The organism is Nonomuraea sp. NPDC050536 (genome assembly GCF_044457685.1).
In the GTDB taxonomy this organism is placed as follows: domain Bacteria; phylum Actinomycetota; class Actinomycetes; order Streptosporangiales; family Streptosporangiaceae; genus Nonomuraea.
The window spans coordinates 436,100-459,662 of record NZ_JBITHD010000007.1 but is presented as its reverse complement, the minus strand read 5'-3'; the positions used below and the strand labels follow the sequence as shown (position 1 = coordinate 459,662).

Below are 23,563 nucleotides of genomic sequence, written 5' to 3'. Positions count from 1 at the left end.
CCGGTGCGGTGAAAGTCGCACGCCGGGTTCGGAGGGCGGGCCGGAGAAACGGACCAGCCGCAAGGCTGACACCGCGCTTCGGTCCGACCCCACAGCACTTCGTTACGAGACGCTTCATGATCGTCTGCGGTCGTTCGGCGCTCCGTCGCGCGCTAGTCACAGCCGCTAACGGGCTCTACACCAGTCCACTGCGATCCATGATGTCCGAGATTGTACGGCCAACTCGACAGGGCTCAGGCCGACAAGGCCGCTGGACCGCGTGGTCACAAGGCAGCGATCTGGATCCCTGAACATGGCAGCAGTCTAGGGACAGCCCTACCAAGGTTCGGTCTCGCCAAGGCGCAACGAAGGATCTTCATGGCGTGAGAGTCCCGAGTTCGAAACGCGAGTGGACAGACAATCCATGCTGCGTATGTCTTGCGAACGGTCTCCTCCATTTGGTCCCACGTGTATCGCGAAGACGAGGCCCGGAGGACAAGTTTCGTGGTAGGGGCCGTTAGGCCGCTGAGGAAGCGAGCTCAGCTGGCTACCCTACGTGTGGATACTGGATAGAAGCAGTGGGAAATCCAAATTTGGGTCCACCCGATATATAGAAACTTGATCTAAAAGGGGTAGGCACAGCGCCCTCCTCGTTCTAAAGTAGGGAGTTGTGGCTGCTCCGACGTTGGTGCCAATTACTCCTTCCGTCCTTGAATGGGCGATGGAGCAGTCAGGTGTATCTGACGTAGAAGTGGCGCAGCGGAGTAAGGTTGATCCAACCATAGTCGCTGCATGGCGGCACGGCGATGCGCAACCCACTAAGACGCAATTCAAAAGCCTCCTATCTCTTCTGCGTAGACCAACGGCATTCTTCTTCCTGTCGGACCCCCCTGTTAGCGAGGCCGTTCCAGCGGCTTTTAGGCATCCACCGGGAGATTCTGAAGAGCGCCTTTTGCTTCGAGTTGAATCGAACGCAATAAGGACAGCAAGGCGCCTTCAACGCGTTAGTAAATGGGTCCTAGAAGCGGAGAATCGAGAGCGTCCCGAATGGATGAAGGCAAACCTCGGGGATCCTCCCGAGGAAGTGGCTGACCGAGTTCGACTAGCCTTGAATTGGCGTGCACAGAACCAGTACACCGCAAGGGATGCAGCCGCGGTAGTTCGTATGTTCAGACAGACACTCGAAGGACGTGGATTTCTCGCGCTTCATCTGTCACTTACGAATGATGGCTGTCGAGGTTTTTCTCTTTACGACGAGCTCGCCCCTGTCGTAGCGGTTAATACTGCCTATATTCCGCAAGCAAGGCTTTTCTCGTACGGTCACGAATTGGGTCACATCACCCTGCATAGCGACGGGATATGCACCAATAAGACAACGCCAGGAGTGGAGCGGTGGTGCGAGGAGTTTGCTGCAGCACTATTCATGCCACGCCAGGATATCGAGAATTTTGTCGAGAATGTACTCCATGACAGCGGCATGCGCGGGCGCCGCGCAGTGGACAAGATTTCCAGCCGATTCAAAGTAAGCCTGAGAGCTGCAGCAATTAGATATATACAGCTTGGATATGCCGCAAGCCAGCTTTATAAAGATATAAACGCGCTTGCCGAATATAGGAAGCCGCCCAAGAGTAAGGGTGGTGGAGGGGAAACGACACCGGAAAAGCGCCTTCGAGAGTGGGGAAGCCTCTATCCCGCCCTGCTGCTGGAAGCCGAAGAGCAGCAACGACTTTCTCGGAATGATGTCCTCGAGTATCTGAATATGTCTAATGTTCAGCTTCTCAGCATGAAAGAAATGCTTGGGGTGGGCCCTGCGAGCGTAGAGTGATGCAAACGGCTGCGAGGATGTATGTCATTGACGTTTCTGCGCTAAATGCCGTTGGACACCACAGGAACGGTCCACTTATATTTGATGTCCTTGACGACCTAGTCAAAGCACAGCAACTCTGTTTTCCAGACGAAGTCCTTAACGAGTTGGAGCGCCTAGCCAAGGGTGAATTTACATACTCATGGACGAAAGCCACAGCATCAGATCGGTTAGATAAGGGCGCCCCTTACAAATACTACCAAGCAGTGGTTCATCAGGTTAGAGAGCTTGTGGATGAGGATGCGGAGCATGAATCCTCGGCAGCCACGGTTGCGGCCCAAGCGAAGAGTTTGATGGCGGACGGATATAGCGTCACAGTAATAACGGAGGACATCAAATCTAAGCCTACGCGAATGCCGCTTGCGCTAGCTTGTGACATTTTAGAAATTCCATGGATCGGTATAGGTCACTATCTTGAGAGCTGCGGCAGCATCGAGTTATGGACTTAGAGCCACTCCAATCGTCGTGTATGATCATCAAGGTAGTGGCTCAGAATTGGTTGAGCTCTCCCTTGCTGGTTGGCCAACATCCTCGCTAATGCCTCCACAAACAGCAATAGTGCGCGCGCAGGATCCCCGAGATATCGCTCATCTCTCCAGTTTACGACTGGATGAGTTCGACCGCTGATCAGTATCGCCTCGTCCAATACGCTGCTCGCTACAGTCTGATAGATGCTTCGTTCGTCCGGGTTTGCCAGCAAGGCTAATCCCGACGAAAACTCCGTATCGCCGTGCAAGAACACACCCCTTTTTCCTCCGAGCACTCCAGGATCAAGAACAAAATATAGATCCGGCCTCTGCTCTGGCGGTGCAGCGATAAACCTCTCATGAATCCTCTCGGGTGCTAGTTGTGAATCGTACGCAAGTAAGATGAATAACGGATGCGAACTTCCATCGGGGTTGTTCACTGCCGGTCGGAGTGCATTCAGCGAGCTCTTCTTTATGAGGCAATCTTTGATATCGTCGCCACGAAGCCTTGTTTTTACTTCTATGCTTGCACGAACACTCTCCATCGGGTGGATAAGATGAGTTGTCTGTGCCAGCACGAGCGGCTCGTCTGACTGTTCGTAGAGAATTACATCGGCCTGTCTTGCATAAGTATCGTGGCTATCGATAACCATCCCAGTGCCCACGCCTAAGCGCTGTGGGACGAAGGACTTTAGAAGCCGTGCCAGCGCCGCCTCATTCTCCTGCCCTTGAGTGGCTTTATGGCGTACGAGACGGGCGAAAATGTCTACCTCTGCCTGAAGTCGCTGTACGACTCCTGCCCAATACTCTTCAATCACTGGCATTGCGTTATCTTAACGTGCGGGATCTGCTCGCGAGGGTGAAGATGCGACTGAGGCCCGGGCGCCATGGCGGACTCCTGATGGACCGTTCGGTGCGTGGGCGGCGCCGGCCGCGACCGGCCGAAGAGCCGCAGCGCGGCCAGCGACCGCCCGACGCGCGGCGAGCCGCCGAAGGCGGCTCGCCTTTAATGACGAGTAGATAAGTTGCTTTCGGCGCTACCCGGTTCTCGTCTCCGGGGCGATCGGGTGCGGCTTTGCGCTGGTCCAGACGCGCTCGAAGCTGCTCCGGTAGATGGCCGCGGCTCCTTCGTCGTTGTCTGCCATGAGGTGAGTCACGGGGGCCTGGGTGGCGGGGATGCCGTAGGCGTGGGTGTTGACGAGGAGTTGCCTGTCGGCCTGGTAGATCGAGTTGTAGAGGACGGTGCCGTGTAGGCGGATCTCGACACCTTGGATGCCACACATCGGTCGGTAGAGCGCGATGGCGTTTCTGATCCTGGCGGCCATGACGTCCGGGCCGATGTCCTCGTCAAGGCCTCGGGCGGCGACCTCCGCGCTGTCGGGGTCGCCCAGAAGAATACGGACCTTGACGCCTACGCGGGCGCGCTGGGCGATGCTTCGCATGATCGCGGTGTCCTCTGCGAGGAACAAGCCGCTGTAGGTCAGGATGCCGATCTCGTCGACTGCGCGCGTGAAGTGGTCCCGCCATACGGCCTGTGGTACCTCGTGGCGGTGCTGGTAGACGGCGCGGATCTCGCTGGAGATCGGGCGCGAGTAGCCGACTACCTCCGGCCATAGGTCCGCCTCGCTCACCTCGAGGAGGTCGGCGACGGCCCAGCGGTGGCGGGGATACGGGACACGCCCCTTGAGCCAGCGGTCGACGGTCTTGGGGTCCACTGCTAAGCGAGCCGCCACGTCAACGACCTGAAGCCGGGCGTGAGCCAACGCATGATGCAGGTTCTGATTCATTCGGCCCGCTCCTCCCGCGAAACCGCCTCTGCCAGTGAAGTTAACACGAGACGTCCCCAGACGTCCCAGAGATGCGGTGCTCCTGCCTCTGACCGTGGGCGAATCTCAAGCCACACAGCGACAGAGGATCCAAGGAGGCGCCGCGCATGCAGCCGAGTCAGGTCGTCAAGGAGAAGCAGCGAGCCTACGCACAGCACCTGCTGACCGCGCTACGCGAAGAGCTCGCCACCCGCGCAGTCACCGGGGTCCTGGTGGTCACCCAGGATGGGCGGCCTGCGCTGGACGTGACCGACAGCCGGTGCCGATCTCGTCGCGTCTTCGTGCACCTGTCGTTCTGCTGGTTCTACTGGGGAGATCAACAGGATGAGCGGGTCACCTTCCTGCGCCTACCGGCGGCCGTGGAACGAATCGAGCAGGCCGCGCAAGATGGCTGGCGCGAAGGCGAGCAAGGAGAGCTCAGCGTCGACCTGAGCAAGATCTTCGATGCGTACCGTTCCTGAGATCTTGACCGGCTGGCGGGTCTACTCCCAGATCGCCGATCGGATCCGCGTGCGGATCGTCACGGGAGAGTATCCAGCAGGCAGCTCACTGCCGTCTGAGGCGGAGTTGTGCGCGGAATTCGCTGTTGCCCGCAACACCGCCCGGCGCGGCCTGGCCGTCCTGGAGGGCGAGGGGCTGATCGTCACCATCCCGTCCAAGGGGCGCGTGGTCTCGGGAGCACCGGCCACGCCGTACCGCTACCGGGCGATCGCCGACGACCTCCGCGACCAGATCGCGCGCGGGGAACTCGGCCCGGCCGTACCGAGTGAGGCGGCTCTCCGGCGACGCTATGCGGCCTCGCGTAACACGGTTCGTCAGGCGTTGGCCGTACTGGAGCATGAGGGCTTGATCGTGGCTGAGCATGGGCGTGGACGGTTCGTGCGGCCTTTGGGGTGAGACGTCCTGGGACGTCCAGGGCTTCTCTCTAGATTTGCCCCGGTGTGCGCCGTCTATCGTGAACAGGGTGGGACAAGCTGAATGGGCCCGTGACCTGGCCGAATGCCTGCTAGCGCCGACCTTGCCTCGGCGCTGGGCGCACACGCAAGGCGTCGCCAAGAGGGCCGAATCTCTCGCGCCGATCCTCGGCGCTGAAGCCGACACACTGACCGCCGCCGCCTACCTGCACGACATCGGGTACGCCCCGGACCTGGTCGACACCGGGTTTCACCCCCTCGACGGAGCGCGCTACCTGCGCGATGTCGTCAAGGCCGACGACACCCTGTGCCGCCTGGTGGCGCATCACTCCTGCGCCGTCAACGAAGCGCTCAACCGGGATCTGCTCGATGCGCTCACCGCCGAGTTCGACGAGGAACGCCCGGAACTGGTGGAGGCGCTGACCTACTGCGACATGACCACCGGCCCCGACGGGCGGCATCTCGACGTCGCCGAACGCCTCGCGGAGATCCACTCTCGATACGGCCCCGATCATCTTGTCTCACGGTCCATCACGGCCTCGACGCCGTGCATCCTGGCGGCCGTCAAGGCAGTCGAGACAGCACTATCCGATGTACGGCTGCGCACGTCCGGCTAGGTAGTGCTCGATCCGCATGCGCATCGATCGGTCCATCTTCAAGGCGGTGACCTCCCCGCGGGGTACCCATCGCACCTCGCGGGACTCGTCGCTCGGCGTCGGAGAGCCGGCGATTGCTCGCCCGATCAGCACGATGGAGAACTCCTGGCGGGCCTCGCCGTTGGAGGTGTAGAGGACCACGTGCCGGGGATCGGTGTAGGTCCCCACGAGACCGGTGATCTCACACGTGATGCCGGTCTCCTCCAGCGTCTCTCGTACTCCTGCGTCCGGTAGTGACTCGCCAAGGTCGATGGCTCCGCCGGGGACGGCCCAGTTGTCGTTGTCCGTCCGCCGGATCATGAGCAGATCCTCATCGGCGTTGGTCACCACGACGTTCACGGACGGGACGAGGCTGTTGGGCGCGGGAGCGTCCGGGTCGTCGTAGAAGTCGATCCGTTTGCCCATGGGTCACGACTCTAGCGGCGTTGCCTCGTCCCAAGTCTTCTCGAAACTCCGCTCGTAGGTGCTGACCATGTCGCCTCCCGCCACCCGTCGCAGGTGCAGGACGGGTGCGTCGCCGGCGGGCTGGCCGTACGCGTGGGTGTTGACGAGAAGCTGGTCGTCGGCGCGGTAGATGGAGTTGTACAGCACCGTTTGATGGAGTCGGATCTCCGCCCCGGCCGGAACGAGTTTGCTGCTGTACCAGTGGATGGCATTACGGCAGCGTTCGACCTGACTGTCCCCGACACCCTCATCGCGACCGCGCTGGAGAACATTCGGACAATCCGGATCCCCCAGCAGAATCCGAACCCGGACGTCGGCGTGTGCCTTGTCGGCCAGGACCCGCATCAACCCATGATCGTCGTGGATGAACGTGCCGCTGTAGACCAGGATGCCGATCTCCTCCGAGGCCTCGGAGAACAGACGTCCCCAGATGTCCCGAGGGACGGCCCAGCGATGCGGATGCACCGTGATGATTTCGCTCTCGGACGCCGACGCGACCTGTTCGCGCGTCAGGGCCTGCGGCCACAGGTAGCTCTCGTCCGTCCCGAGGAAGGAAGCCGCAGCGTAACGATGCTTTCGGTACGGCTGACGCCCTTGGGTGATCCACCGCTCCGCGGTCTTGGGGTCGACCTGGATCGCCTCGGCCAGCTGCTCGATGTCGATGCCTTTCGCGAGCAGCGCCGCACGTAGCCGTTCGTTCGCCATCTCACCTGCTCCGGGAGGACGTCCAGGGTCCCGGCCATCGTAGGCCGGACGTCTTGAACATGTCCCGTCGTGTAGTGATCTCGTCCCAGCTCTCCGGCGCATTCTCGGTCTGCAAGCAAGAACGACGACCGGAAGGAGAGGTGATCCCCATGACTGACGAGATCTACCCCGACCCCACCTGCGAGTGCGGCGCCCAGCTTGACGAGGGGCAGCACCGCTGCCGCAAGTGCACCGCCCGCGAGCGCTGGCTCAAGAAGCAGGCCGCCAAGAACCGCCGCCGCCCCGAGACCCGCCGTCCCCCGCGCGGCCCGCGCACGAGCTTCAAGGCTGGGGTGGTCTGGTCATGATCGCGCTCATCATCGCCGCCCTGCTGGGCCTGGCCTTGGTCGTCGGATTCGTCGCGGTCGTGGTGCACATCCACCGCGCCGACAAGGAGATGAGCACCAGCGTCCGCGCCCGGATGGCTACGAGGGCCGTTCAGTGGACGTAGGCAACTGCTTCTCGACGCGCGCCAGCCGTACCGACAGCTCTTGTACGGCAGAGCGCAGCTCGGCCACCTCGCCCGCGAGGTCCGGAACCGGATCGGTCGCGTCCCGGACGAACACGCCCTTGCCCTGCTGGCCCACGACCAGCCCCTCGGTACGGAGCACACCGACGGCCATCTTCACCAGCGACAGCGACGTGTCGTACTGCTCAGCCAGCTGCTTCGTGGACGGCAAGGGCTGTCCGGGCGCGAGAGACCCGCCTCGGATCTGCGCGCGCAGATCGTCAGCGATCTGGAGGTAGCCGGGCCGCCCGGTGTTCTTGACCATCGGACCTACATCTCACCACACCAAGCCATCCACGCCAACATTGACAACTGAGCCAACTAGGTTAACTATGTTGGCTACGACGAATAAGGAGGTCACACCATGCGTACCGTTCCCATCCCGGTGGATGTCAGCAAGCTCGCCATCACCTGCGTCAAGGCCCCGGCCCCGCGCGTGCTCAACCGCGACACCGGCGAGATCAAGACCGACAAGAACGGCAACACCGTCTACGAGATCACCGCCTCGGTAGAAGACGAGTTCGGCCGGATCGAACTCATCAAGATCGGCATCACCGGTGAACCGCCCGTCAAGGCAGGCGACCCGGTCAACGCCGTGAACCTGCTCGGCTACGTCTGGGAGATCGCCGGCCGCTGGGGCATCGCCTACCGCGCCTCGGCCCTGCTCCCCGCCCGGGAGGCCGCCGATGCCTGACCCGCTGCTCACGCTCGCAGTCCTGGCCGCGCTCGCGGTCGGGCTGTGGGCCTGGCGCCGCTGGCACTACCCCTCCTTCTGGCTCGCCCTCGGCTATCCGCTCACCGCGGTCTCCGTCCGCGCTTCATGGCGGCGCGTCGCGCTCGGCTGCAACCTGACCAAGAAGCGGCAACGCTGGTGGTTCACCACCGTCCCCGGCGCGATCGCCTCGACCGGCATCGTCAAGGTCCGCCGCCGTTTCCAGCGGGTCGCCGTCGACACCAAGCCGTTCATGTGGATGCCCGTGCCGACCCGGTACGGCTGGCGCGTCACCCTCCACACCCTCGAAGGGCAGACCCCCGGCGACTACGCCGACGCCGCCGAACGCCTCGCCCACTCCTGGGGCGTCCACGCCGTCCGCGTCACCTCCGACAAGCCAGGTCGGGTACGGCTGGCCGCCACCATGCGCGACCCGCTGGTCAAGGTCGACCAACTCCCACCCTCACCCGACCTGCTGAAGGTCACCGTCGGCCGGCTGGAGACCGGCAAGCCGTGGGTGGTTGACTTCCGCACGATCCCGCACTGGCTCAACGCGGGAGCCACCCAGTCCGGCAAATCCAACCTCGCCAACGCCCTCATCGTCGGCCTCGCCCCGCAGCCGGTCGCCCTGGTCGGCTTCGACCTCAAGGGCGGCGTCGAGTTCACCCCCTACAGCCCGCGCCTGTCCGCCCTGGCCACCTCCCGCACCGAATCCGTCGACCTGCTGTGCGACCTGGTCGGCCTGATGATCGACCGCATGGGCCTGTGCCGCCAGGCCGCCGCCCGCAACATCTGGCAACTCCCACCCGCCATCCGTCCCGTCCCTGTCGTCGTCCTGGTCGACGAGCTCGCCGAGCTCTACCTGATGGCCGACAAATCCGAGAAAGACGAGATCGCCCGCACCTCCACCGCTCTGCTGCGCGTGGCCCAGCTCGGGCGAGCCTTCGGGATCTACCTGTTCTGCTGCGGCCAACGCATCGGCTCCGACCTCGGCCCCGGCGTCACCGCGCTGCGCGCCCAGTGCTCGGGTCGCATTTGCCACCGGGTCAACGATCCCGAAACCGCGACCATGACCCTCGGCGACCTCGATCCCGCCGCCTTGGCCTCCGCCCGGACCATTGCCGCCGAAACCCCCGGCGTCGCCATCGTCGCCTCCTCCGACGGCCAGTGGTACCGCGCCCGCTCCTTCTACGTCAGCGAGCACACCGCCGAACACGCCGCCCGCACCCACGCACACCTCGCCCCGGCCTGGGACGAGATCACCGCCCACCTACCCGTCAACGCCTGAAAGGGGGTGCAACGATGCGACGCTTCGCCTGCTGGCTGCTCGACACCGGCCCGATCCTCGTTCTGGCCGTCATCGCGGGTGCCGGATCGTTCACCCACATCCGCGACACCGCCGCCGCCCACGGCCAAACCGGCTGGATGTCCTGGGCCGTGGCCATCTGCATCGATCTGACCTGCGTCATGGCCGCCCGCGAACGCCAACGCGACAAGAAGACCGCTCGCGTACAGCACGGCCGGATCTCCTGGCCCGTCCTCGTCCTCACAGGCGGCATCGTCCTGTCCCTGGCCGCCAACCTGGCCCAAGCCCACCCGACCGTCTGGGGCTGGATCAGCGCCGCCACCCCCGCCGCAGCGTTCCTCACTGCGATCTCGATGCTCGAACGGCGGGCCGCTCGTCCTCGCCCCGAACCGTCCCCGCCCTCCGTTCCGGAGGTGTCCGCGGTGGCCGTCCCCGTCCCCACCGGCACTAAGGAACTCGTCCCATCCGAGGACGGACCGCAGGACGGCCCCGCCCCCGCCCTCCTCGACTACGCCCGCCGCATCGCCGACGAACACCACGCCAAACACGGCAAGCCCATCACCCGCGACGCCCTCCGCTCCCGCCTGGGCGTCTCCAACCAACTCGCCTCCGACCTGCTCAACACCCTGCGAACCGCCTGACCAGAAAGGAGAACACGATGACCAATCGAACCGCTCTCATCACCGGCCTGCGCGACCTGGCCACCTTCCTGGAGGCCAACCCGGAACTTCCCGTCCCGCACGGTGCCACGGTCCACCACTTCCCCCGCCGAGCCGATGACACCGAGCTGTGCGCCGACGTCGACCAGATCGCCGCCCAGCTCGGCACCGCAATCGACGCCGAGGAACTCCCGTACGGCCACTACGGAACCTCGATCCGCTTCGGCCCCGTCGAGTACAAGGCCGTCGCAATCCTGTCCGCGGCTCGCGCCCAGTACGCCGCCGACGACAGCTATCGCGGTTGCGTCGACCCCGAATAGGAGATCCCGATCATGCGAATCCGCCTCGACGGCACCCGCGCCGAAATCGTCGACGCCCTGTTCCGCCTGCGCCTGAACTTCACCGTCTCCGGCGTCTCGCGCGCTTACCCCGACCGTGGCAAGCCCCGCCACTGGCGCATCTACGTCGACACCACACCGAGCGAAAGGAGGTGATCGCCATGTACGCCTGCTGCACCTGCAACGGAACCGGCCTCGACCTCGACCGCGAAACCTGCCGCGACTGCCAGGGCACCGGCATCGACAACCACGGCGCATAAGCGCAGCGCCTCCGGCCTGGCCGCACATCCGCCAAGACACACGCCAGGTCGGAGGCCATCCCCTCACCCCAACGAGTGAAAGGAGGCCTCCATCTTGCCCTCAAACACCACTAATCCGCATGCCATCGCGGGCATGATCACTCGACTCAATCGCCCCGACTACGACCGATGGGCCGCCCAAATCCACGCCACCGGCAGCTGTCGACAGCCGATCCACCTACGCGGCAAGGTCGAACACTGGGACGCTGCTACGGGCGCGCTGCTCCACCGCTACACCACGAGGAACGAGCCCGACGGCGTCCTGCGCCTGCCGTGCAAGACCCGCCGCGCCTCCCGCTGCCCGGCCTGCGCCGAGATCTACCGCGCCGACACCTACCACCTAATCCGCGCGGGCCTCATCGGCGGCAAAGGCGTCCCCGACACCGTCACCGCGCATCCCACCCTGTTCGTCACGCTGACCGCCCCGTCCTTCGGCGCGGTCCACACTCGCCGTGAGAACAACGGCAAGGCCCTGCCGTGCCACGCCCGCCGCGACGCGCAGACCTGCCCGCATGGCACGGTCATGTCCTGTACGGCCAAGCACAACCCCGACGACAAGCGCCTCGGCGAACCGCTCTGCCCAGACTGCTACGACTACGCGGGCAGCGTTCTGTTCAACGCCTTGGCCCCGCTGCTGTGGAAGCGCTTCGCTGACTCCCTCCGCTGGCACCTGGCCAAGCTCGGCGGCCTAGCCCTGCGTGAGCTCCGCCAACACCTGACCCTCTCCTTCGCCAAGGTCGCCGAATACCAGCGGCGTGGCGTCGTCCACTTCCACGCCGTCATCCGCCTCGACGGACCCGGCGGCCCCGCCGTACCCCCTCCGGCCTGGGCGACAGCTGACGTCCTGACGCAAGCCGTACAACACGCCGCCCGTGTCGTCAGCGCCCTGATCCCTGCCCACGAGGAACAACCTGCCCGCCTCTTCAAGTGGGGCCAACAACTCGACATCCGCCCCATCACCCTCAACGGCGATCTCACCGAACAAGCTGTCGCGGGCTACATCGCCAAGTACGCCACCAAAGCAGCCGAATGCATCGGCACCCTCGACCGCCGCATCAACCCGCTCGACAACCTCGACGCCTTCAACCTCCGCGACCACGCAAAACGCCTGATCAACGAGTGCCTCCGCCTGGGCGCCATCCAGGACCTGGCGGAACTCCGCCTCGCCCAATGGGCCCACATGATCGGCTTCCGCGGCCATTTCTCCACCCGATCCCGCCACTACTCCACCACCCTCGGCGTGATCCGGGCCGCCCGCGAAGACCACGCCCGCAACAACGAGATCACCACCGGACGCCTCCTGCTCTTCGACGAGGACACCGTTCTCGTGATCAGCGAGTGGGAGTACGCAGGTAAGGGCTACTCAGCCGGCGATCAACTCCTCGCTGCCGCACTGACCGGAACCCGCCTCCCGGGAATCGGCGGTGGTGCCCGATGAGTCGCCGCGACGAGCTGCTGACCATTGCCCAGGTCCTCGACGAGCTGGGCGGAGTCTCCCGCCGCACCTTCTACCGCTGGCGGGAGCTTGGCCGCGCCCCCGCCTGCGTCCGGCTCCCCAACGACGAACTCCGCGTCTGGCGGCATGACCTGCTGACCTGGCTCAACGCCCACAAGGAGAGCGCATGAACATCACGTACGACGTGCGCTTCTGGGATGTCCGCCGGAACGCCTCCAGCAAGACACCGTCCTATGAGGCCCGCTGGAAGGTTGGCCCCAAGCCGAAGTCCAAGACCTTCCGAACCAAGGCGCTTGCCGAGAGCTTCCTCTCGTCGCTGCGCCAGGCCGCCAAGAAGGGAGAGGGCTTCGACATCGCGAGCGGCCTCCCGGCGTCGATGCTCACGCCCGAAGCTTCCGGGCCGACGTTCTTCGAGTTCGCACAGTCGCACGTGCTCCGGCGCTGGCGTACCTCGGCGGCCCGGACCCGCGAGACTGACGCCTACGCCTTGATCACGTTGCTACCGGCGCTCGTGGCCGACGTGCCGAACCGCCCTGAGCCGGAAGACCTGCGGGGGGCGCTACGGGCTCACGCCCTGCTTCCCGAGGACCGGCGGGCCGCTCTGACGGTGGAGCAAGAGGCGGCGCTGCGGTGGCTTGAGAGAGCTTCCACGCCCCTGTCGGAGCTGGGGGAAGCGGCGAAGCTACGCCTGGCCCTCGACGCCATTTCAGTCACGTTCGCGGGCAAGATCGCTGGGGCCAACACCGTACGGCGGAAGCGGGCGGTCCTGCATCACCTACTAGAGCAGGCCGTAGAACAGAAGGTCTTTGCCAGCAATCCCCTGGATGAGATCAAGTGGACTGCGCCCAAGGCCGTCACGGTGATTGACCCGCGAACCGTCGTCAACCCGGCCCAAGCCCGTCGACTCCTCGACGCCGTAGCCAAGATCGGTCGCAAGCGTGGTACTCGGCTCAGGGCGTTGTTCGCCTGCGTCTACTACGCCGCTCTCCGCCCGGAGGAAGCGGCCGACCTCCGAGAGAAGAACTGCACGCTGCCCGAGTCAGGATGGGGTCTGATCATCCTGGAGCGAGCACGGCCCCAAGGCACCAAGCGTTGGACCGACAGTGGCGAGACCCACGAGTCACGCCGTCTCAAGCACCGGGCCGACAAGGAGACACGGGAGATCCCAATCCCTCCCGTCCTGGTGGCAATCCTTCGCGAGCACATCGAGGCGCACGGCGTCGCTAAGGACGGAAGGCTCTTCCGCACCGAGACCGGCGGCTCCTACTCCAGCTCGGCCTACTCCTACGTCTGGCAGGCCGCACGCAAGGCGGCCCTCGCTCCAGCTCAGGTTGCGTCATCGCTCGGGGCGCGTCCCTACGACCTGCGCCACGCGGCGGTCTCGCTCTGGCTGAATGCGGGCGTTCCGGCTCCCGAGGTAGCCAAGCGCGCCGGTCACAGCGTTGACGTTCTGCTCCGCGTCTACGCCAAGTGCATCGATGGCCAGCAAGACCACATCAACGGGAAGATCAACGATGCCCTTGAGTGAATTACCCCTCGTCCACCTCGGCCCCGGCCTCCCCGCCGGGGCCTCTTGCTTGCCATGCCCCCTGCCATTTCCCTCCCGCCCTCGACGGCTGCTCATCCGCTGGGCTGAGGAGGTGGTCAAGGTGGAGCGCCCGGAGCGCAGCGAGGACGTACGACCTTGACCGGCGACGAGGGCCGGCCACGATTACGGCACCGAGGACCGGGGTTCCCCAATGCCTCCCCACGGCGAGAGTGCGGGATCGTGGACAGGTATTGGGCGAGATCATCGGCGCGACCTGCGGAAACGGGCCTTGATCCATCCCGCATATATCCCACAACCGCTGACATACGGCGGCATCAGGTGGCCTACGGTTGCCCAACAAGCAAAAGACCTGCGGCAGTGAGACCGCAGGTCAGATGGTGTTTTGCCTGATCAACTAGGTGCCCCCGGCAGGATTCGAACCTGCGGCACCCGCTTTAGGAGAGCGGTGCTCTATCCCCTGAGCTACGGAGGCGGACGTCAGTAAGCGTAGCGAATCTCTAGGCGTGCGTGTGCCGTCAGGGGGTTGGTTGTTGCCACGGGGATCGTCATGGGTGGTGTGCGTGGGGGTAAAGGGAGGACAAGCGATCCCTGTTCCCCGCATGGTGCGGGGCTAGCGTCTGCCGGGTGAATCGTAGGCGGAGTAAACAAACGCGTAGGCGACCTGTGGTTTTGGTCGTGGCGTTGATGGCGCCTGCCATCTTGGCTGGGGGGTTGATGGCGGGGGAGATGGGCGGGTATCGGGAGGGGGCTGCTTCCGAGGCGGCGCCTTCCGGTGAGGGTGGGCTGGCGTTCGAGCCTGTACTGGTGCCTGCGCCTGTGCATGCCGATCTCTGGTACGAGGGGGCTGTGCCCGCGCCTGAACGGTCGCGGGAGCCTGTTAAGGCTGTGGCGGCGCCGGTTACGTCTCCGCCGGCGGTTGTGGTGCGGAGTACGCCTCGGCCGGAGGTTACGCAGTCCAGTTGTCCGGGGGAGTGGGAGGACACCTGGTTGTGGGAGTTGTGTCGGGAGCATGAGCGGCGGCCTGCCTGATCGGCGTCCGGGGTGCCTTGATCCAGCGGGTGAGGGCGTGGCGCTAGCGGCCACGTGGGCAATGAGCCTGAGGGCTGGCGCCCTGGCTAGCGGCTCGGCGGAACGGGAAGCGCTCGATGACTCGGGCAGAGCAGGTAGCCGAGGTGCGGGGGAGCCGACATGGTGCCGGGCCTAGCAGGGGGGAAGGGCAGATACGCCTGACTGACGGCTCGGCAGGTACGGCAAGCTGCCGAGGAGTCTGGGCAGGTAGGTCGAGAGCCAAGGCCGGAAGGCGGGCGAGCCGGTGAGGCGAGCGAGGGCGATATGGGCGGGCGCCGGGAAGGTGTGGTGGCATGGGGTTGAGCGGCCAGCCAGGCAGGCGGCCCAGGCGGGCGGCCAGGAAAGCGTGGGCGCGGCACGGGGCTCAAGCGGCCAGCCAGGTAGGCGTGGGTGCGGCACGGGGGTTGAGGGCCGGCTAGGCGGGCGGGCCAAGCGGCCGGCCAGGCAGGGTGGCGCGACACAGGGCTCGAGCGGCTGGTTAGGCAGGCAAGTCCAAGTGGCCGGTCAAGAACTCGTGGGCGCGGCGCGGGGTTGAGCGGCCGGCTAGGCGGGTGGGCCAAGCAGCTGGTCAAGTAGGCAGGCCCAAGTAGCCGGCCAGGTAGGCGTGGGCGCGGCACGGGGTTGAGGGCTGGCTAGGCAGGCGGGTCAAGCAGCTGGTCAGGTAGGCGGCCCCAAGCAGCCGGTGAGGCGGGTGAGGGCGATATGGGCGGGCGCCAGGAAGGCGTGGGCGCGGCATGAGGTAGAGCGGCTGGCTAGGCAGGCGGCTCCGGTCAGTCAGGCAGGTGAGCCCAAGCGGCTGGCCAGGCAGGTGGGCTCAAGCATCCGGTCAGGCATGTGAACGCAAAGGCGAGCCCAAAGGCTGGAGTTCCTGGCTGGGCGACACGGCGGGCTTGTGTGGGCCGCTGGGGCGCTGGGCCTGGCGGGCGGCTGAGGTGGCATGGCTTCGCCCCGGAGAACCCGTAGAACCCTGGCTGGGTGACTGGATGGGCTGGAGCGGGCCGCTGGGACGCTCGGCCTAGGGGGCCTGAGCGTGGGCATGCCTTGGCCCGGCGGAAGCCTGGCTGGGCGACTAGGTGGGCTTGGGTGGGTCGCTGGGCCAAGTAGGTGGCTGGGGCGGCGTGGCTTGTTCATACAGCCTTGTGGGTCGTGGGTTCGGTGGGGAGTCAGGGGGGTGGCCGCAAAGGCTTGCCGTACTTCTCCCTGCTGGTGGATGAAATGGGGCTTTCGGAACATAGCGGCTCTCTGGAGTTCGGTCCGGGCACGCGGGGGGCTGTAGTAACGTGCGTGCCTGACCCAGGTAACGAGTTCGCAAACGGAGGAGTCGAACGTGCCATCCGCTCGATCAGCAGGTCTGATCGCGGTCGTCATGGCGATGACTTCCTTTTGCGCGCCCGCGGCCCATGCCGCACCCCTGTCCGAAAGTCTGGCCGAAACGCCCAAGGACCCCGCCGGCCTGACCGCGCTGCGTAAGCAGGCCGAGCAGTCGGCCAAGGAGCTCGAGGACGCCACCAAAGCGCTGGAGAAGCGCAGGAGCGACATCGCCGCCTCCGAGAAGCAGCTGAAGGACAAGCTGCGCTCCCTGCAAACCACCGAGCAGCAGCTGGCGCAGGTCAGGCAGCCCGTCTCCCAGATGGCCGAGCTGTTGTACGAGCAGCCGGTGGGCGCGGACGGGATCGCGCCGTTCGTGTCCGGTGACGCCGGCGCCGGGACGTTGCGGGCGATGACCGACGTCGGGCAGATCGTGGCTGAACGGCAGCAGGCGGTCGAGCAGACCAGCCAGCTCTACACGCAGACCGAGCAGCTGGCCGCGCAGGCGCAGGATCTTCGGGCGAGCAACCTGCTGGCCGAGGCTCAGATGGCCGCGGAGATCGACACCTTGAGGCAGCGTTCGGACAAGATCGTGAAGTCGCTGACCGATGCACTGGTGAAGCTGGGCATCAAGATCGACAAGGTGGGCAAGGCCGCGCTCGGGTGCAACCCGCTGCAGGCGGCCACGGCCAACGACTACCCGAACGGGCTGATCCCGCGCGCGATGCTGTGCCCGCTGCAGCAGAAGGGCTTCATGCTCCGGGCGGATGCCACGATCGCGTTCGTCAGCCTGAACGAGGCCTACCGCCGGCAGTTCGGCAAGCAGATCTGTGTCACCTCGGCCTACCGCAGCCTGAGCGAGCAGCAGTCGGTCTACTACCGTCGCCCGGGGTTCGCCGCTGTGCCCGGGCGCAGCAACCACGGGCTCGGGCTTGCCGCCGACCTGTGCGGAGGCGTGCAGAACCCCGGTTCCGCCCAGTTCAGGTGGATGGAGCAGAACTCCAAGAAGTACGGCTGGTTCCATCCTGCCTGGGCCTACAGCAGCCCGTTCGAGCCGTGGCACTGGGAGTACAACCCGAAGATCGACTCGGTCCTCTAGACCGGGCTGACCTCCGCGCAGCACTGCGCGCAGCGGCAGGCGGCTTTGGGGATCTCAGACAGGCATTCGGGGCATTCGCGCGTGATCACCTCCAGACGTGCCTCGGCGCGATCCTTCAAGTGGGTGTAGGGCATGACGATCAGGAAGTAGACCACCGCCGCGACGATGAGGAACGACAGCACGGCGTTGATGAAGTCGCCGTAGAGGAAACTGGAGCGGCCGATCGTGAACTTCAGTGTCGAGAAGTCGGGCATGCCGCCGAGCGCCGAGATCAGCGGCGTCAGCAGATCCTTCACGAAGGAGTTCACGACGGCGGTGAACGCGGCGCCGATGACGACCGCCACGGCCAGGTCGATGACGTTGCCCCGCATGAGGAACTTCTTGAATCCACTCATGACACATGATCGTAGCTGGTCAATTACTCAGAGTGATGGCTTGATCATGATCGACAAACTCCCTCCCGCCTGCGCCGCGGCGAGCTGACCGGCCTGGGTAGGAGTGGCCGCCAGTACGACTAAGGCGCCGTGCTCGTCCCTGCTCGCCGGGATCGTGACCACTCTGACGTCGTCGGCCACCAGCTGCGCGCTCTGCCCCTCCCAGGCGGCCAGCACGCCCACGATCGACCCAGGCGCGATCAGCCGGACCGCGTCGCGGTCGGCGATGCGCACGGGCGCGGCCACGGTGCCGGGCGGCAGTGGCATCGACGGCAGCAGCCGGGCGTCGGTCAGCGGCTCGCCCCTGCGCATGGCGGTGGCCAGCACCTGGCCGACGCCGCCCGATCGCAGGGCGCCGTCGGGCGGCGGGTCTACCGGCACCGCTCGCAGGTCGCCGGGTCCGAGCACGCCGGGAGCCAGGTCCCGCGCCGCGACCAGGATCGGGTCCGGGGCGGCCGGCCGTACGGCGAGCAGGGCCGTCAGCACGGCCAGGCCGGTCAGGACGGAGGCGATGAGGCGCCGGCGGCGGGCGAAGCGGCGCGCCCAGCTCACGGCAGCTCGAAGGGCAGCTTGATGCCGTCGAGCGCCGAGCCGCACTCGCAGGTGCGCTCGGCGGGCAGGGCCTCGACCGTGGCGGAGACCAGAGTGCGCATGCGGGCGACGTTTTCCGCGAAGAAGGCCATGACCTCCTCGTGGGTGACGCCCCCACCGGCCTCCACGCCCGCGTCGAGGTCGGTCACCAGGGCCAGGGAGGTGTAGCACAGGGCCAGCTCGCGCGCCAGGACGGCCTCGGGGTAGCCGGTCATGCCGACGATGGTCCAGCCGTTGGCGGCGAACCACTGGGACTCGGCGCGGGTGGAGAAGCGCGGGCCCTCGATGACCACGAGCGTGCCGCCGTCGACGGTCTGCCAGTCGCCGGAGCGGGCCGCGGCCACCGCCACCTCGCGGCCGGAGGGACAGTAAGGATCGGCGAAGGAGACGTGGACGGCGCCGCCGGCGTCGTAGTAGGTCTGCGCGCGGCCGGAGGTGCGGTCGACGATCTGGTCGGGGACGACGATCGCGCCCGGCCCGTACTCGGCGCGCAGCGAGCCGACCGCGTTCGGGGCGAGCACCTGGCGCACGCCCAGCGAGCGCAGCGCCCAGAGGTTGGCCCTATAGGGAATACGGTGTGGCGGGAACTGGTGGCCGCGCCCGTGCCGAGGGATGAAGGCCACGGAACGCGAGCCGATCCTGCCCACCGTGACGACGTCGCTCGGCGGGCCATACGGCGTGCTGAGCTGGACCTCCTCGGCGTCGTCGAGCAGGGAGTAGAAGCCGGATCCACCGATGACGCCGATGTCTGCGCGATTGACCATGGCGCCGAGATTAGTGGCATGGCGCGAGGGCACGGCAGGAGGAGAACGGCGTTCTGTGGACAGCCAGGCAAGATCGGTTCACCTGTGGATAACCGGAAGTGGCCACGAAAACGCGCAGAGTAATATCGCCGCAGGGGAGGATCATCATGCGGCAACGGGGTCTCGGCCTGATCATCGTCGCGCTCATGCTCGGCATGCTGCTGGCGGCGCTCGACCAGACGATCGTGTCCACCGCGCTGCCCACCATCGTCAGTGACCTCGGTGGCCTGGAGCAGCTGTCGTGGGTGGTCACCGGCTACATGCTGGCCTCCACCGTGTCCACGCCGTTGTGGGGCAAACTGGGCGACCAGTTCGGCCGTAAGAGGCTGTTCATCGCCGCGATCGTGATCTTCCTGATCGGGTCGGCCCTGTGCGGGCTGAGCCAGAGCATGGGCCAGCTGATCGCCTTCCGCTCGCTGCAGGGGCTGGGCGGCGGCGGGCTGATGGTGCTGGCGCAGGCCATCGTGGGCGACGTCGTCTCCGCGCGCGACCGCGGCAAGTACCAGGGCTGGTTCGGCGGGGTCTTCGCGGTGTCGAGCGTCATCGGCCCGCTGCTCGGCGGCCTGTTCGTGGACCATCTGTCCTGGCACTGGGTCTTCTACATCAACCTGCCCCTGGGGGCGATCGCGCTGGTGGTGATCGTCGCCGTGCTGCCCGGCGACGACACCAGGACCACCCACAAGATCGACTACGCGGGAGTGGTGCTGCTCGGCGCCGCCACGTCCTGCCTGGTCCTGATCGCGACCTGGGGCGGCACGATCTACGCCTGGAACAGCCCGGTCATCATCGGGCTGGCCGTCGCCGCGCTGGTGCTGCTGGTGGCCTGGGGTCTCGTCGAACGGCGGGCCGCCGAGCCGGTGATGCCGCTCGGGCTGTTCAAGCTGCGCGCGTTCAGCATGACGTCGATCGTCGGGTTCGTGGTGGGGTTCGGCATGTTCGGCGCGCTGACGTACCTGCCTCTCTACCTGCAGACCGTCCACGGCGTGAGCGCGACGCTGTCCGGCGTGCACCTGCTGCCGATGATGGCGGGCATGCTGTTGATGTCCATCGTCAGCGGGCAGATCATCTCCAGGACAGGCAGGTACCGCTTCCTACCCATCGCCGGCACCGGCATCGCCACGGTCGGGATGGGGTTGCTGTCGACGCTGACCGAGCACAGCAGCCTGTTCATCATGGGCGTCTACCTGCTCGTACTCGGCATCGGGCTGGGCATGACCATGCAGGTGCTGGTGATCGTCGTGCAGAACGCGGTCGAGTTCAAGGACCTCGGCGTCGCCACCTCGGGCGCGACGTTCTTCCGCTCGATCGGCGGCTCGTTCGGCGTGGCCACGCTGGGCTCGGTCTTCGCAAGCACGCTCAACGACGACCTTGCCAGACTGCTGGCGACCACCAAACTGCCGGCGGGGTTCGACCCGGCCACGGTCCAGCAGGACCCGACCGCGATACAGAAGCTGCCGCCGCAGCTGGCCGCCGACTTCCTGCACATCTACGCGGGCTCGATCGCCACTGTCTTCCGGGTGGGCACGCCGGTCCTGTTCGTGGCGTTCCTGCTGAGCTGGTTCATCCCCGAACAGCGCCTCAGGGAGACGACGAAGGCCTCCGACCTGGGCGAGGGCCTGGGCGCGACGTCCGCGGAGCGCTCCTCGCTCGCTGAGGTGGAGCGGGGGCTGGTACGGCTGGCCAATGCCGACCTGCGCAGAGGCTACTACGACAGGCTCGGGGCGCTGGCGGGGCTGGACGGCATACCGCCGCAGGGCGTCTGGGTGATCGCCAGGCTCGGCGGCGAGGGCTGGGTCCAGGCCGACGACCTGGCCGAACGCGCCGAGATCAGCAGAGAGGAAGGGCGAGCGTACGTTGACCAGCTCATCGAGGCAGGGCTGGTGCAGCGCTCGCCGGATGGCGAGTCGCTGAGGTTGACCCCCGTGGGTGACGCGGCCGCGCAGGCGCTCCTGCGCCACTCACGCGACGGTTTGCAGAAGCTCGTGGCCGACTGGGGTCCGTGCCCCGAGCTGGAGCAGCTGCTCGACAAGCTCACGCCTGAACTGCTCGGCGCGCACGCCGACCGGCCTGACTAGTTGGAGGCGGCGGCGGGAGCGGGGGTCGACTTCGTCTCGGTGGACGGCTTGCTCTCGGACTTCGACGACGAGGGCGTCGTCGTGGAGGTGGACGTCGACGAGGAGCGGTTGTCGGTGCGGTAGAAACCCGAGCCCTTGAAGACGATGCCCACCGCGGAGAACACCTTGCGGAGGTTTCCCTGGCAGTTGGGGCAAACGGTCAGGGCGTCGTCCGTGAACTTCTGGACGACCTCGAGCTGCTCACCGCAGTCGTTGCAGGCGTACTGATAGGTCGGCACGCGCTCCTCCTTCACGCTCTGGCACTCGAGCTTTGAGACTGCTAATGGTAACCGATACGGTCAAACACCTATTCCACTCCGCGCTCGCCGTACCAACCGGCCAGCTTGCCGCGGCGGCTGACGGCGCGCATGCGGCGCTCGACCTGATCGCGGCAGGCGGCGGTGGCGACGACCAGCAACTGGTCGTTCTCCATGATCTGGGTGGTGCCCGAGGGGACGAACGATTTGCCCTCCCGCACGACCAGAGTGATCGCCGCTCCGGCGGGCAGGCGCAGCTCGAAGATCTCCACGCCGTGCAGTTGGGAGCCGGGAGGCACCTTGATCTGCAGCAGGTCGGCGTTGAGCTCCTCCAGCGGCGCGGACTCCACCTCCAGGTCGTGCGCCTCAGCGGGCGCCGCCACCCCCAGGAGCCGGGCGACGAAGGGCAGCGTCGGGCCCTGGAGCAGCGTGAACACCATGACGATCACGAAGACCACGTTGAAGATGACCTTCGAACCCGGCACTCCGGCCGCCCAGGGGATCGTGGCCAGCACGATCGGCACCGCTCCGCGCAGGCCGGCCCACGACAGGAACGCCTGCTCGCGCAGGTTCACCCTGCCCAGCCGCGCCAGTCGGGCCACCAGCGCGCTGAGCAGCACGGAGATGGGGCGGGCGAGCAGCACCAGGACCGTTCCCGCGATCAGGCCCGGCACGATGGCGGAGGGCATCTCGGCCGGGCTGGCCAGCAGCCCCAGCATGACGAACAGGCCGATCTGGGCCAGCCAGGCGGCGCCCTCGGCGAATCCGCGGGTCGCGGCCCGGTGCGGGAGGCGGGAGTTGCCCAGGATCAACGCCGTCAGATACACGGCGAGAAATCCGGATCCGTGGAGCAGCGCCGCCCCGCCGTACGAGACGAAGGTCAGTGCGAGCACCGCGATCGGATACAGGCCCGAAGCCGGCAAGGCCACCCGGCGCAGGGCGAAAGCCCCGGCGGGCCCCACGGCGAGCCCGACGGCGGCGCCGATGAGCAGTTCGTAGCCGGTTTCCAGGACGAACATGCCGGCGCTCGGCACGTGCGTGCCGGTGTTGCTGAGCAGCGCCACCGCGATGACCGTGGGCGCGTCGTTGAAACCGGACTCCGCCTCCAGAATCCCCGCGAGTCGTGGCGGCAGCGGCAACCTGCGCAGAACGGAGAAGACCGCCGCCGCGTCGGTGGAGGCGAGCACCGCGCCGAGGATCAGCGCGGCCTGCAGATTCATGTCGAGCAGCCCGAACACGGCCAGCGCGACCACGAAGATGCTGACCGCGACGCCCAGCGTGGCCAGGATCAGCGCTAGCGGCACCGCCCCGCGCACGTGGTGCCAGTTGGTCGTCAGACCACCTTCGGCCAGGATCACTGCCAGCGCGGTCAGCCCGATCTGCTGGGCCAGCTCGGGGTTGTCGAAGGGGATGCCGAGCCCCGATTCGCCCAGGAGCAGGCCGAACGCCAGGAACAGCAGAAGGCTGGGCAGACCGCTGCGATGCGCCACCCGCACGGACGCGATCGCCGCGATGACGATCGCGGCACCGAGAAGGAGCCAGACATTCAACGTCATCTGGCCCCCCTCTCGTACTTTCGGTCACATAAGCCTAGTGAGTCCCGAAGGTGTCGCCGCAAAACGGACGGCCTGGTCGTGCGGCTCCGCCGGGATCCCCTCCAGCAGCTCGCCCTCGTGGAGCAGAGCGACCGTGGGCACGTTCGGTCCCACCCGGGCCAGAGCCCGGTCGTAGGAGCCGCCGCCGCGGCCCAGCCGTACCCCCGTCCGCCGGTCGACGGCCAGAGCCGGGACGATCACCAGGGCGGCCGTGCGGATGGCGTCGACACCGCGGCGGGTGTCTATGGGCTCCATGATCCCGGAACGTCCGCGTGCGAGCGTGTCCGGGCCGTCATAGACCGCCCAGTCCAGATCGTCATCCTCTTTATGCACAGGCAGGATGACGGTTGCACCGTGTTTCCACAGGGCGAAGACCAAGCCGTGCGTGTCGGGCTCGCTACCTGTAGACCAATAGCAGGCAACCAGCCCGGCCATCTGCACCCACGGCTGATCTAGGAGGGTTTCACGGATGCTTGTCGCGTTTGCCCGTCGCTCCTCGGGGGATAGGGAGGTGCGCGCCTCAATCAGTTGGCGGCGCAGCTTCGTCTTGTCCACAGATACCTCCACTAGGGT

Annotated in this window: 28 protein-coding genes and 1 tRNA gene; 17 read left to right on the top strand and 12 right to left on the bottom strand. The window is 66.2% G+C overall.

What is annotated here, in order from left to right; all coding sequences use genetic code 11:
• The first annotated feature begins 1,144 nt into the window (after positions 1–1,144).
• Entirely contained in the window at positions 1,145–1,804 is a 660-nt protein-coding gene (locus ACIBHX_RS23025) for an ImmA/IrrE family metallo-endopeptidase (RefSeq protein ID WP_397069232.1), read from the top strand.
• Entirely contained in the window at positions 1,804–2,292 is a 489-nt protein-coding gene (locus ACIBHX_RS23020; protein ID WP_397069231.1) for a DUF4411 family protein, read from the top strand. The genes ACIBHX_RS23025 and ACIBHX_RS23020 overlap by 1 nt, the downstream gene beginning before the upstream one ends.
• Here ACIBHX_RS23020 and ACIBHX_RS23015 read toward each other — a convergent pair.
• Positions 2,289–3,134, bottom strand: coding sequence for a DUF6602 domain-containing protein (locus ACIBHX_RS23015; RefSeq protein WP_397069230.1), 846 nt, complete (start codon positions 3,132–3,134; stop codon positions 2,289–2,291). The genes ACIBHX_RS23020 and ACIBHX_RS23015 overlap by 4 nt on opposite strands.
• A gap of 213 nt (positions 3,135–3,347) precedes the next feature.
• Complete coding sequence (locus ACIBHX_RS23010; protein WP_397069229.1) at positions 3,348–4,043, bottom strand: XRE family transcriptional regulator; 696 nt, start codon at positions 4,041–4,043, stop codon at positions 3,348–3,350.
• 200 nt (positions 4,044–4,243) lie between these two features.
• Between ACIBHX_RS23010 and ACIBHX_RS23005 the strand changes: the two genes are divergently transcribed.
• From ACIBHX_RS23005 to ACIBHX_RS22995, 3 genes are all read left to right on the top strand, one after another.
• Complete coding sequence (locus ACIBHX_RS23005; protein ID WP_397069228.1) at positions 4,244–4,597, top strand: hypothetical protein; 354 nt, start codon at positions 4,244–4,246, stop codon at positions 4,595–4,597.
• Positions 4,581–5,033: a GntR family transcriptional regulator gene (locus ACIBHX_RS23000; protein WP_397069227.1), complete on the top strand. Its 453-nt coding sequence runs from the start codon at positions 4,581–4,583 to the stop codon at positions 5,031–5,033. Before ACIBHX_RS23005 ends, ACIBHX_RS23000 begins: the two co-directional genes overlap by 17 nt.
• A 67-nt stretch (positions 5,034–5,100) precedes the next feature.
• Complete coding sequence (locus ACIBHX_RS22995; protein WP_397069226.1) at positions 5,101–5,667, top strand: HD domain-containing protein; 567 nt, start codon at positions 5,101–5,103, stop codon at positions 5,665–5,667.
• Here the strand turns inward: ACIBHX_RS22995 and ACIBHX_RS22990 are convergent.
• Both ACIBHX_RS22990 and ACIBHX_RS22985 read right to left on the bottom strand, forming a co-directional pair.
• Positions 5,635–6,111 carry an NUDIX hydrolase gene (locus ACIBHX_RS22990; RefSeq protein ID WP_397069225.1) on the bottom strand — a complete coding sequence of 159 codons (477 nt, stop codon included), beginning with the start codon at positions 6,109–6,111 and terminating at the stop codon, positions 5,635–5,637. The genes ACIBHX_RS22995 and ACIBHX_RS22990 overlap by 33 nt on opposite strands.
• Positions 6,112–6,114: 3 nt before the next feature.
• Complete coding sequence (locus tag ACIBHX_RS22985) at positions 6,115–6,855, bottom strand: helix-turn-helix domain-containing protein (RefSeq protein WP_397069224.1); 741 nt, start codon at positions 6,853–6,855, stop codon at positions 6,115–6,117.
• A 149-nt stretch (positions 6,856–7,004) separates the two neighbouring features.
• Between ACIBHX_RS22985 and ACIBHX_RS22980 the strand changes: the two genes are divergently transcribed.
• Both ACIBHX_RS22980 and ACIBHX_RS22975 read left to right on the top strand, forming a co-directional pair.
• On the top strand, positions 7,005–7,202 hold the full coding sequence (locus ACIBHX_RS22980; RefSeq protein ID WP_397069223.1) for a hypothetical protein: 198 nt from the start codon (positions 7,005–7,007) through the stop codon (positions 7,200–7,202).
• A complete protein-coding gene (locus tag ACIBHX_RS22975) occupies positions 7,199–7,345 on the top strand; it encodes a hypothetical protein (RefSeq protein ID WP_397069222.1) in 147 nt (48 codons plus the stop codon). Before ACIBHX_RS22980 ends, ACIBHX_RS22975 begins: the two co-directional genes overlap by 4 nt.
• Here ACIBHX_RS22975 and ACIBHX_RS22970 read toward each other — a convergent pair.
• On the bottom strand, positions 7,320–7,667 hold the full coding sequence (locus tag ACIBHX_RS22970; RefSeq protein WP_397069221.1) for a GntR family transcriptional regulator: 348 nt from the start codon (positions 7,665–7,667) through the stop codon (positions 7,320–7,322). The genes ACIBHX_RS22975 and ACIBHX_RS22970 overlap by 26 nt on opposite strands.
• A gap of 99 nt (positions 7,668–7,766) precedes the next feature.
• Here ACIBHX_RS22970 and ACIBHX_RS22965 point away from each other — a divergent pair, with 99 nt between their 5' ends.
• The 8 genes from ACIBHX_RS22965 to ACIBHX_RS22930 all read left to right on the top strand — a co-directional run bounded on the left by ACIBHX_RS22965 (position 7,767) and on the right by ACIBHX_RS22930 (position 13,700).
• Positions 7,767–8,096: a hypothetical protein gene (locus ACIBHX_RS22965; protein WP_397069220.1), complete on the top strand. Its 330-nt coding sequence runs from the start codon at positions 7,767–7,769 to the stop codon at positions 8,094–8,096.
• Positions 8,089–9,402: an FtsK/SpoIIIE domain-containing protein gene (locus tag ACIBHX_RS22960; protein ID WP_397069219.1), complete on the top strand. Its 1,314-nt coding sequence runs from the start codon at positions 8,089–8,091 to the stop codon at positions 9,400–9,402. The genes ACIBHX_RS22965 and ACIBHX_RS22960 overlap by 8 nt, the downstream gene beginning before the upstream one ends.
• A gap of 14 nt (positions 9,403–9,416) precedes the next feature.
• A complete protein-coding gene (locus ACIBHX_RS22955) occupies positions 9,417–10,061 on the top strand; it encodes a DUF2637 domain-containing protein (RefSeq protein ID WP_397069218.1) in 645 nt (214 codons plus the stop codon).
• A 17-nt stretch (positions 10,062–10,078) separates the two neighbouring features.
• Positions 10,079–10,399 carry a hypothetical protein gene (locus tag ACIBHX_RS22950; protein WP_397069217.1) on the top strand — a complete coding sequence of 107 codons (321 nt, stop codon included), beginning with the start codon at positions 10,079–10,081 and terminating at the stop codon, positions 10,397–10,399.
• A 12-nt stretch (positions 10,400–10,411) separates the two neighbouring features.
• The gene (locus ACIBHX_RS22945; protein ID WP_397069216.1) at positions 10,412–10,573 is read left to right on the top strand and encodes a DUF3970 family protein; all 162 of its coding nucleotides are present in this window, start codon (positions 10,412–10,414) and stop codon (positions 10,571–10,573) included.
• 237 nt (positions 10,574–10,810) lie between these two features.
• Positions 10,811–12,154 (top strand): replication initiator, encoded by a 1,344-nt coding sequence (locus tag ACIBHX_RS22940; protein WP_397069215.1) that lies wholly within the window; start codon positions 10,811–10,813, stop codon positions 12,152–12,154.
• On the top strand, positions 12,151–12,342 hold the full coding sequence (locus tag ACIBHX_RS22935; RefSeq protein ID WP_397069214.1) for a helix-turn-helix transcriptional regulator: 192 nt from the start codon (positions 12,151–12,153) through the stop codon (positions 12,340–12,342). The genes ACIBHX_RS22940 and ACIBHX_RS22935 overlap by 4 nt, the downstream gene beginning before the upstream one ends.
• A complete protein-coding gene (locus ACIBHX_RS22930; RefSeq protein WP_397069213.1) occupies positions 12,339–13,700 on the top strand; it encodes a tyrosine-type recombinase/integrase in 1,362 nt (453 codons plus the stop codon). Before ACIBHX_RS22935 ends, ACIBHX_RS22930 begins: the two co-directional genes overlap by 4 nt.
• A gap of 420 nt (positions 13,701–14,120) precedes the next feature.
• On the opposite strand, the gene ACIBHX_RS22925 is transcribed toward ACIBHX_RS22930, so the two are convergent.
• A tRNA-Arg gene (locus tag ACIBHX_RS22925) sits at positions 14,121–14,193 on the bottom strand.
• 1,968 nt (positions 14,194–16,161) lie between these two features.
• Here ACIBHX_RS22925 and ACIBHX_RS22920 point away from each other — a divergent pair.
• Complete coding sequence (locus ACIBHX_RS22920) at positions 16,162–17,196, top strand: D-alanyl-D-alanine carboxypeptidase family protein (protein ID WP_397069212.1); 1,035 nt, start codon at positions 16,162–16,164, stop codon at positions 17,194–17,196.
• Here ACIBHX_RS22920 and mscL read toward each other — a convergent pair.
• Genes mscL through ACIBHX_RS22905 form a run of 3 tightly spaced genes read right to left on the bottom strand, consistent with a single transcriptional unit; the run spans position 17,193 to position 18,985 of the window.
• Entirely contained in the window at positions 17,193–17,591 is a 399-nt protein-coding gene (gene mscL, locus ACIBHX_RS22915; protein WP_397069211.1) for a large conductance mechanosensitive channel protein MscL, read from the bottom strand. The genes ACIBHX_RS22920 and mscL overlap by 4 nt on opposite strands.
• Positions 17,592–17,618: 27 nt before the next feature.
• Positions 17,619–18,182, bottom strand: a complete 564-nt coding sequence (locus ACIBHX_RS22910; RefSeq protein ID WP_397069210.1) for an SAF domain-containing protein — start codon at positions 18,180–18,182, stop codon at positions 17,619–17,621.
• Positions 18,179–18,985: an S-methyl-5'-thioadenosine phosphorylase gene (locus tag ACIBHX_RS22905; RefSeq protein WP_397069209.1), complete on the bottom strand. Its 807-nt coding sequence runs from the start codon at positions 18,983–18,985 to the stop codon at positions 18,179–18,181. Before ACIBHX_RS22905 ends, ACIBHX_RS22910 begins: the two co-directional genes overlap by 4 nt.
• A gap of 146 nt (positions 18,986–19,131) precedes the next feature.
• Here ACIBHX_RS22905 and ACIBHX_RS22900 point away from each other — a divergent pair, with 146 nt between their 5' ends.
• Positions 19,132–21,099: an MFS transporter gene (locus ACIBHX_RS22900; RefSeq protein WP_397069208.1), complete on the top strand. Its 1,968-nt coding sequence runs from the start codon at positions 19,132–19,134 to the stop codon at positions 21,097–21,099.
• Here the strand turns inward: ACIBHX_RS22900 and ACIBHX_RS22895 are convergent.
• From ACIBHX_RS22895 to ACIBHX_RS22885, 3 genes are all read right to left on the bottom strand, one after another.
• Complete coding sequence (locus ACIBHX_RS22895; protein WP_397069207.1) at positions 21,096–21,377, bottom strand: FmdB family zinc ribbon protein; 282 nt, start codon at positions 21,375–21,377, stop codon at positions 21,096–21,098. The two genes, ACIBHX_RS22900 and ACIBHX_RS22895, sit on opposite strands and share 4 nt — an antisense overlap.
• 68 nt (positions 21,378–21,445) lie before the next feature.
• Complete coding sequence (locus ACIBHX_RS22890) at positions 21,446–22,951, bottom strand: potassium/proton antiporter (RefSeq protein ID WP_397069206.1); 1,506 nt, start codon at positions 22,949–22,951, stop codon at positions 21,446–21,448.
• 24 nt (positions 22,952–22,975) lie between these two features.
• Positions 22,976–23,545 (bottom strand): 5-formyltetrahydrofolate cyclo-ligase, encoded by a 570-nt coding sequence (locus tag ACIBHX_RS22885; protein WP_397069205.1) that lies wholly within the window; start codon positions 23,543–23,545, stop codon positions 22,976–22,978.
• Positions 23,546–23,563: the final 18 nt, after the last annotated feature.

Bases quoted from the DNA above. Each gene is read 5' to 3' on its own strand.
- ACIBHX_RS22970 (WP_397069221.1), bottom strand. From the start codon at position 7,667: ATGGTCAAGAACACCGGGCGGCCCGGCTACCTCCAGATCGCTGACGAT.
- ACIBHX_RS23000 (WP_397069227.1), top strand. From the start codon at position 4,581: ATGCGTACCGTTCCTGAGATCTTGACCGGCTGGCGGGTCTACTCCCAG.
- ACIBHX_RS22930 (WP_397069213.1), top strand. From the start codon at position 12,339: ATGAACATCACGTACGACGTGCGCTTCTGGGATGTCCGCCGGAACGCC.
- mscL (WP_397069211.1), bottom strand. From the start codon at position 17,591: ATGAGTGGATTCAAGAAGTTCCTCATGCGGGGCAACGTCATCGACCTG.
- ACIBHX_RS22935 (WP_397069214.1), top strand. From the start codon at position 12,151: ATGAGTCGCCGCGACGAGCTGCTGACCATTGCCCAGGTCCTCGACGAG.
- ACIBHX_RS22940 (WP_397069215.1), top strand. From the start codon at position 10,811: ATGATCACTCGACTCAATCGCCCCGACTACGACCGATGGGCCGCCCAA.
- ACIBHX_RS22950 (WP_397069217.1), top strand. From the start codon at position 10,079: ATGACCAATCGAACCGCTCTCATCACCGGCCTGCGCGACCTGGCCACC.
- ACIBHX_RS22980 (WP_397069223.1), top strand. From the start codon at position 7,005: ATGACTGACGAGATCTACCCCGACCCCACCTGCGAGTGCGGCGCCCAG.
- ACIBHX_RS23025 (WP_397069232.1), top strand. From the start codon at position 1,145: ATGTTCAGACAGACACTCGAAGGACGTGGATTTCTCGCGCTTCATCTG.
- ACIBHX_RS23020 (WP_397069231.1), top strand. From the start codon at position 1,804: ATGCAAACGGCTGCGAGGATGTATGTCATTGACGTTTCTGCGCTAAAT.
- ACIBHX_RS23005 (WP_397069228.1), top strand. From the start codon at position 4,244: ATGCAGCCGAGTCAGGTCGTCAAGGAGAAGCAGCGAGCCTACGCACAG.
- ACIBHX_RS22920 (WP_397069212.1), top strand. From the start codon at position 16,162: ATGACTTCCTTTTGCGCGCCCGCGGCCCATGCCGCACCCCTGTCCGAA.
- ACIBHX_RS22985 (WP_397069224.1), bottom strand. From the start codon at position 6,855: ATGGCGAACGAACGGCTACGTGCGGCGCTGCTCGCGAAAGGCATCGAC.
- ACIBHX_RS22960 (WP_397069219.1), top strand. From the start codon at position 8,089: ATGCCTGACCCGCTGCTCACGCTCGCAGTCCTGGCCGCGCTCGCGGTC.
- ACIBHX_RS22990 (WP_397069225.1), bottom strand. From the start codon at position 6,111: ATGGGCAAACGGATCGACTTCTACGACGACCCGGACGCTCCCGCGCCC.
- ACIBHX_RS22905 (WP_397069209.1), bottom strand. From the start codon at position 18,985: ATGGTCAATCGCGCAGACATCGGCGTCATCGGTGGATCCGGCTTCTAC.
- ACIBHX_RS22965 (WP_397069220.1), top strand. From the start codon at position 7,767: ATGCGTACCGTTCCCATCCCGGTGGATGTCAGCAAGCTCGCCATCACC.
- ACIBHX_RS22945 (WP_397069216.1), top strand. From the start codon at position 10,412: ATGCGAATCCGCCTCGACGGCACCCGCGCCGAAATCGTCGACGCCCTG.
- ACIBHX_RS22975 (WP_397069222.1), top strand. From the start codon at position 7,199: ATGATCGCGCTCATCATCGCCGCCCTGCTGGGCCTGGCCTTGGTCGTC.
- ACIBHX_RS22890 (WP_397069206.1), bottom strand. From the start codon at position 22,951: ATGACGTTGAATGTCTGGCTCCTTCTCGGTGCCGCGATCGTCATCGCG.
- ACIBHX_RS22955 (WP_397069218.1), top strand. From the start codon at position 9,417: ATGCGACGCTTCGCCTGCTGGCTGCTCGACACCGGCCCGATCCTCGTT.
- ACIBHX_RS22900 (WP_397069208.1), top strand. From the start codon at position 19,132: ATGCGGCAACGGGGTCTCGGCCTGATCATCGTCGCGCTCATGCTCGGC.
- ACIBHX_RS23015 (WP_397069230.1), bottom strand. From the start codon at position 3,134: ATGCCAGTGATTGAAGAGTATTGGGCAGGAGTCGTACAGCGACTTCAG.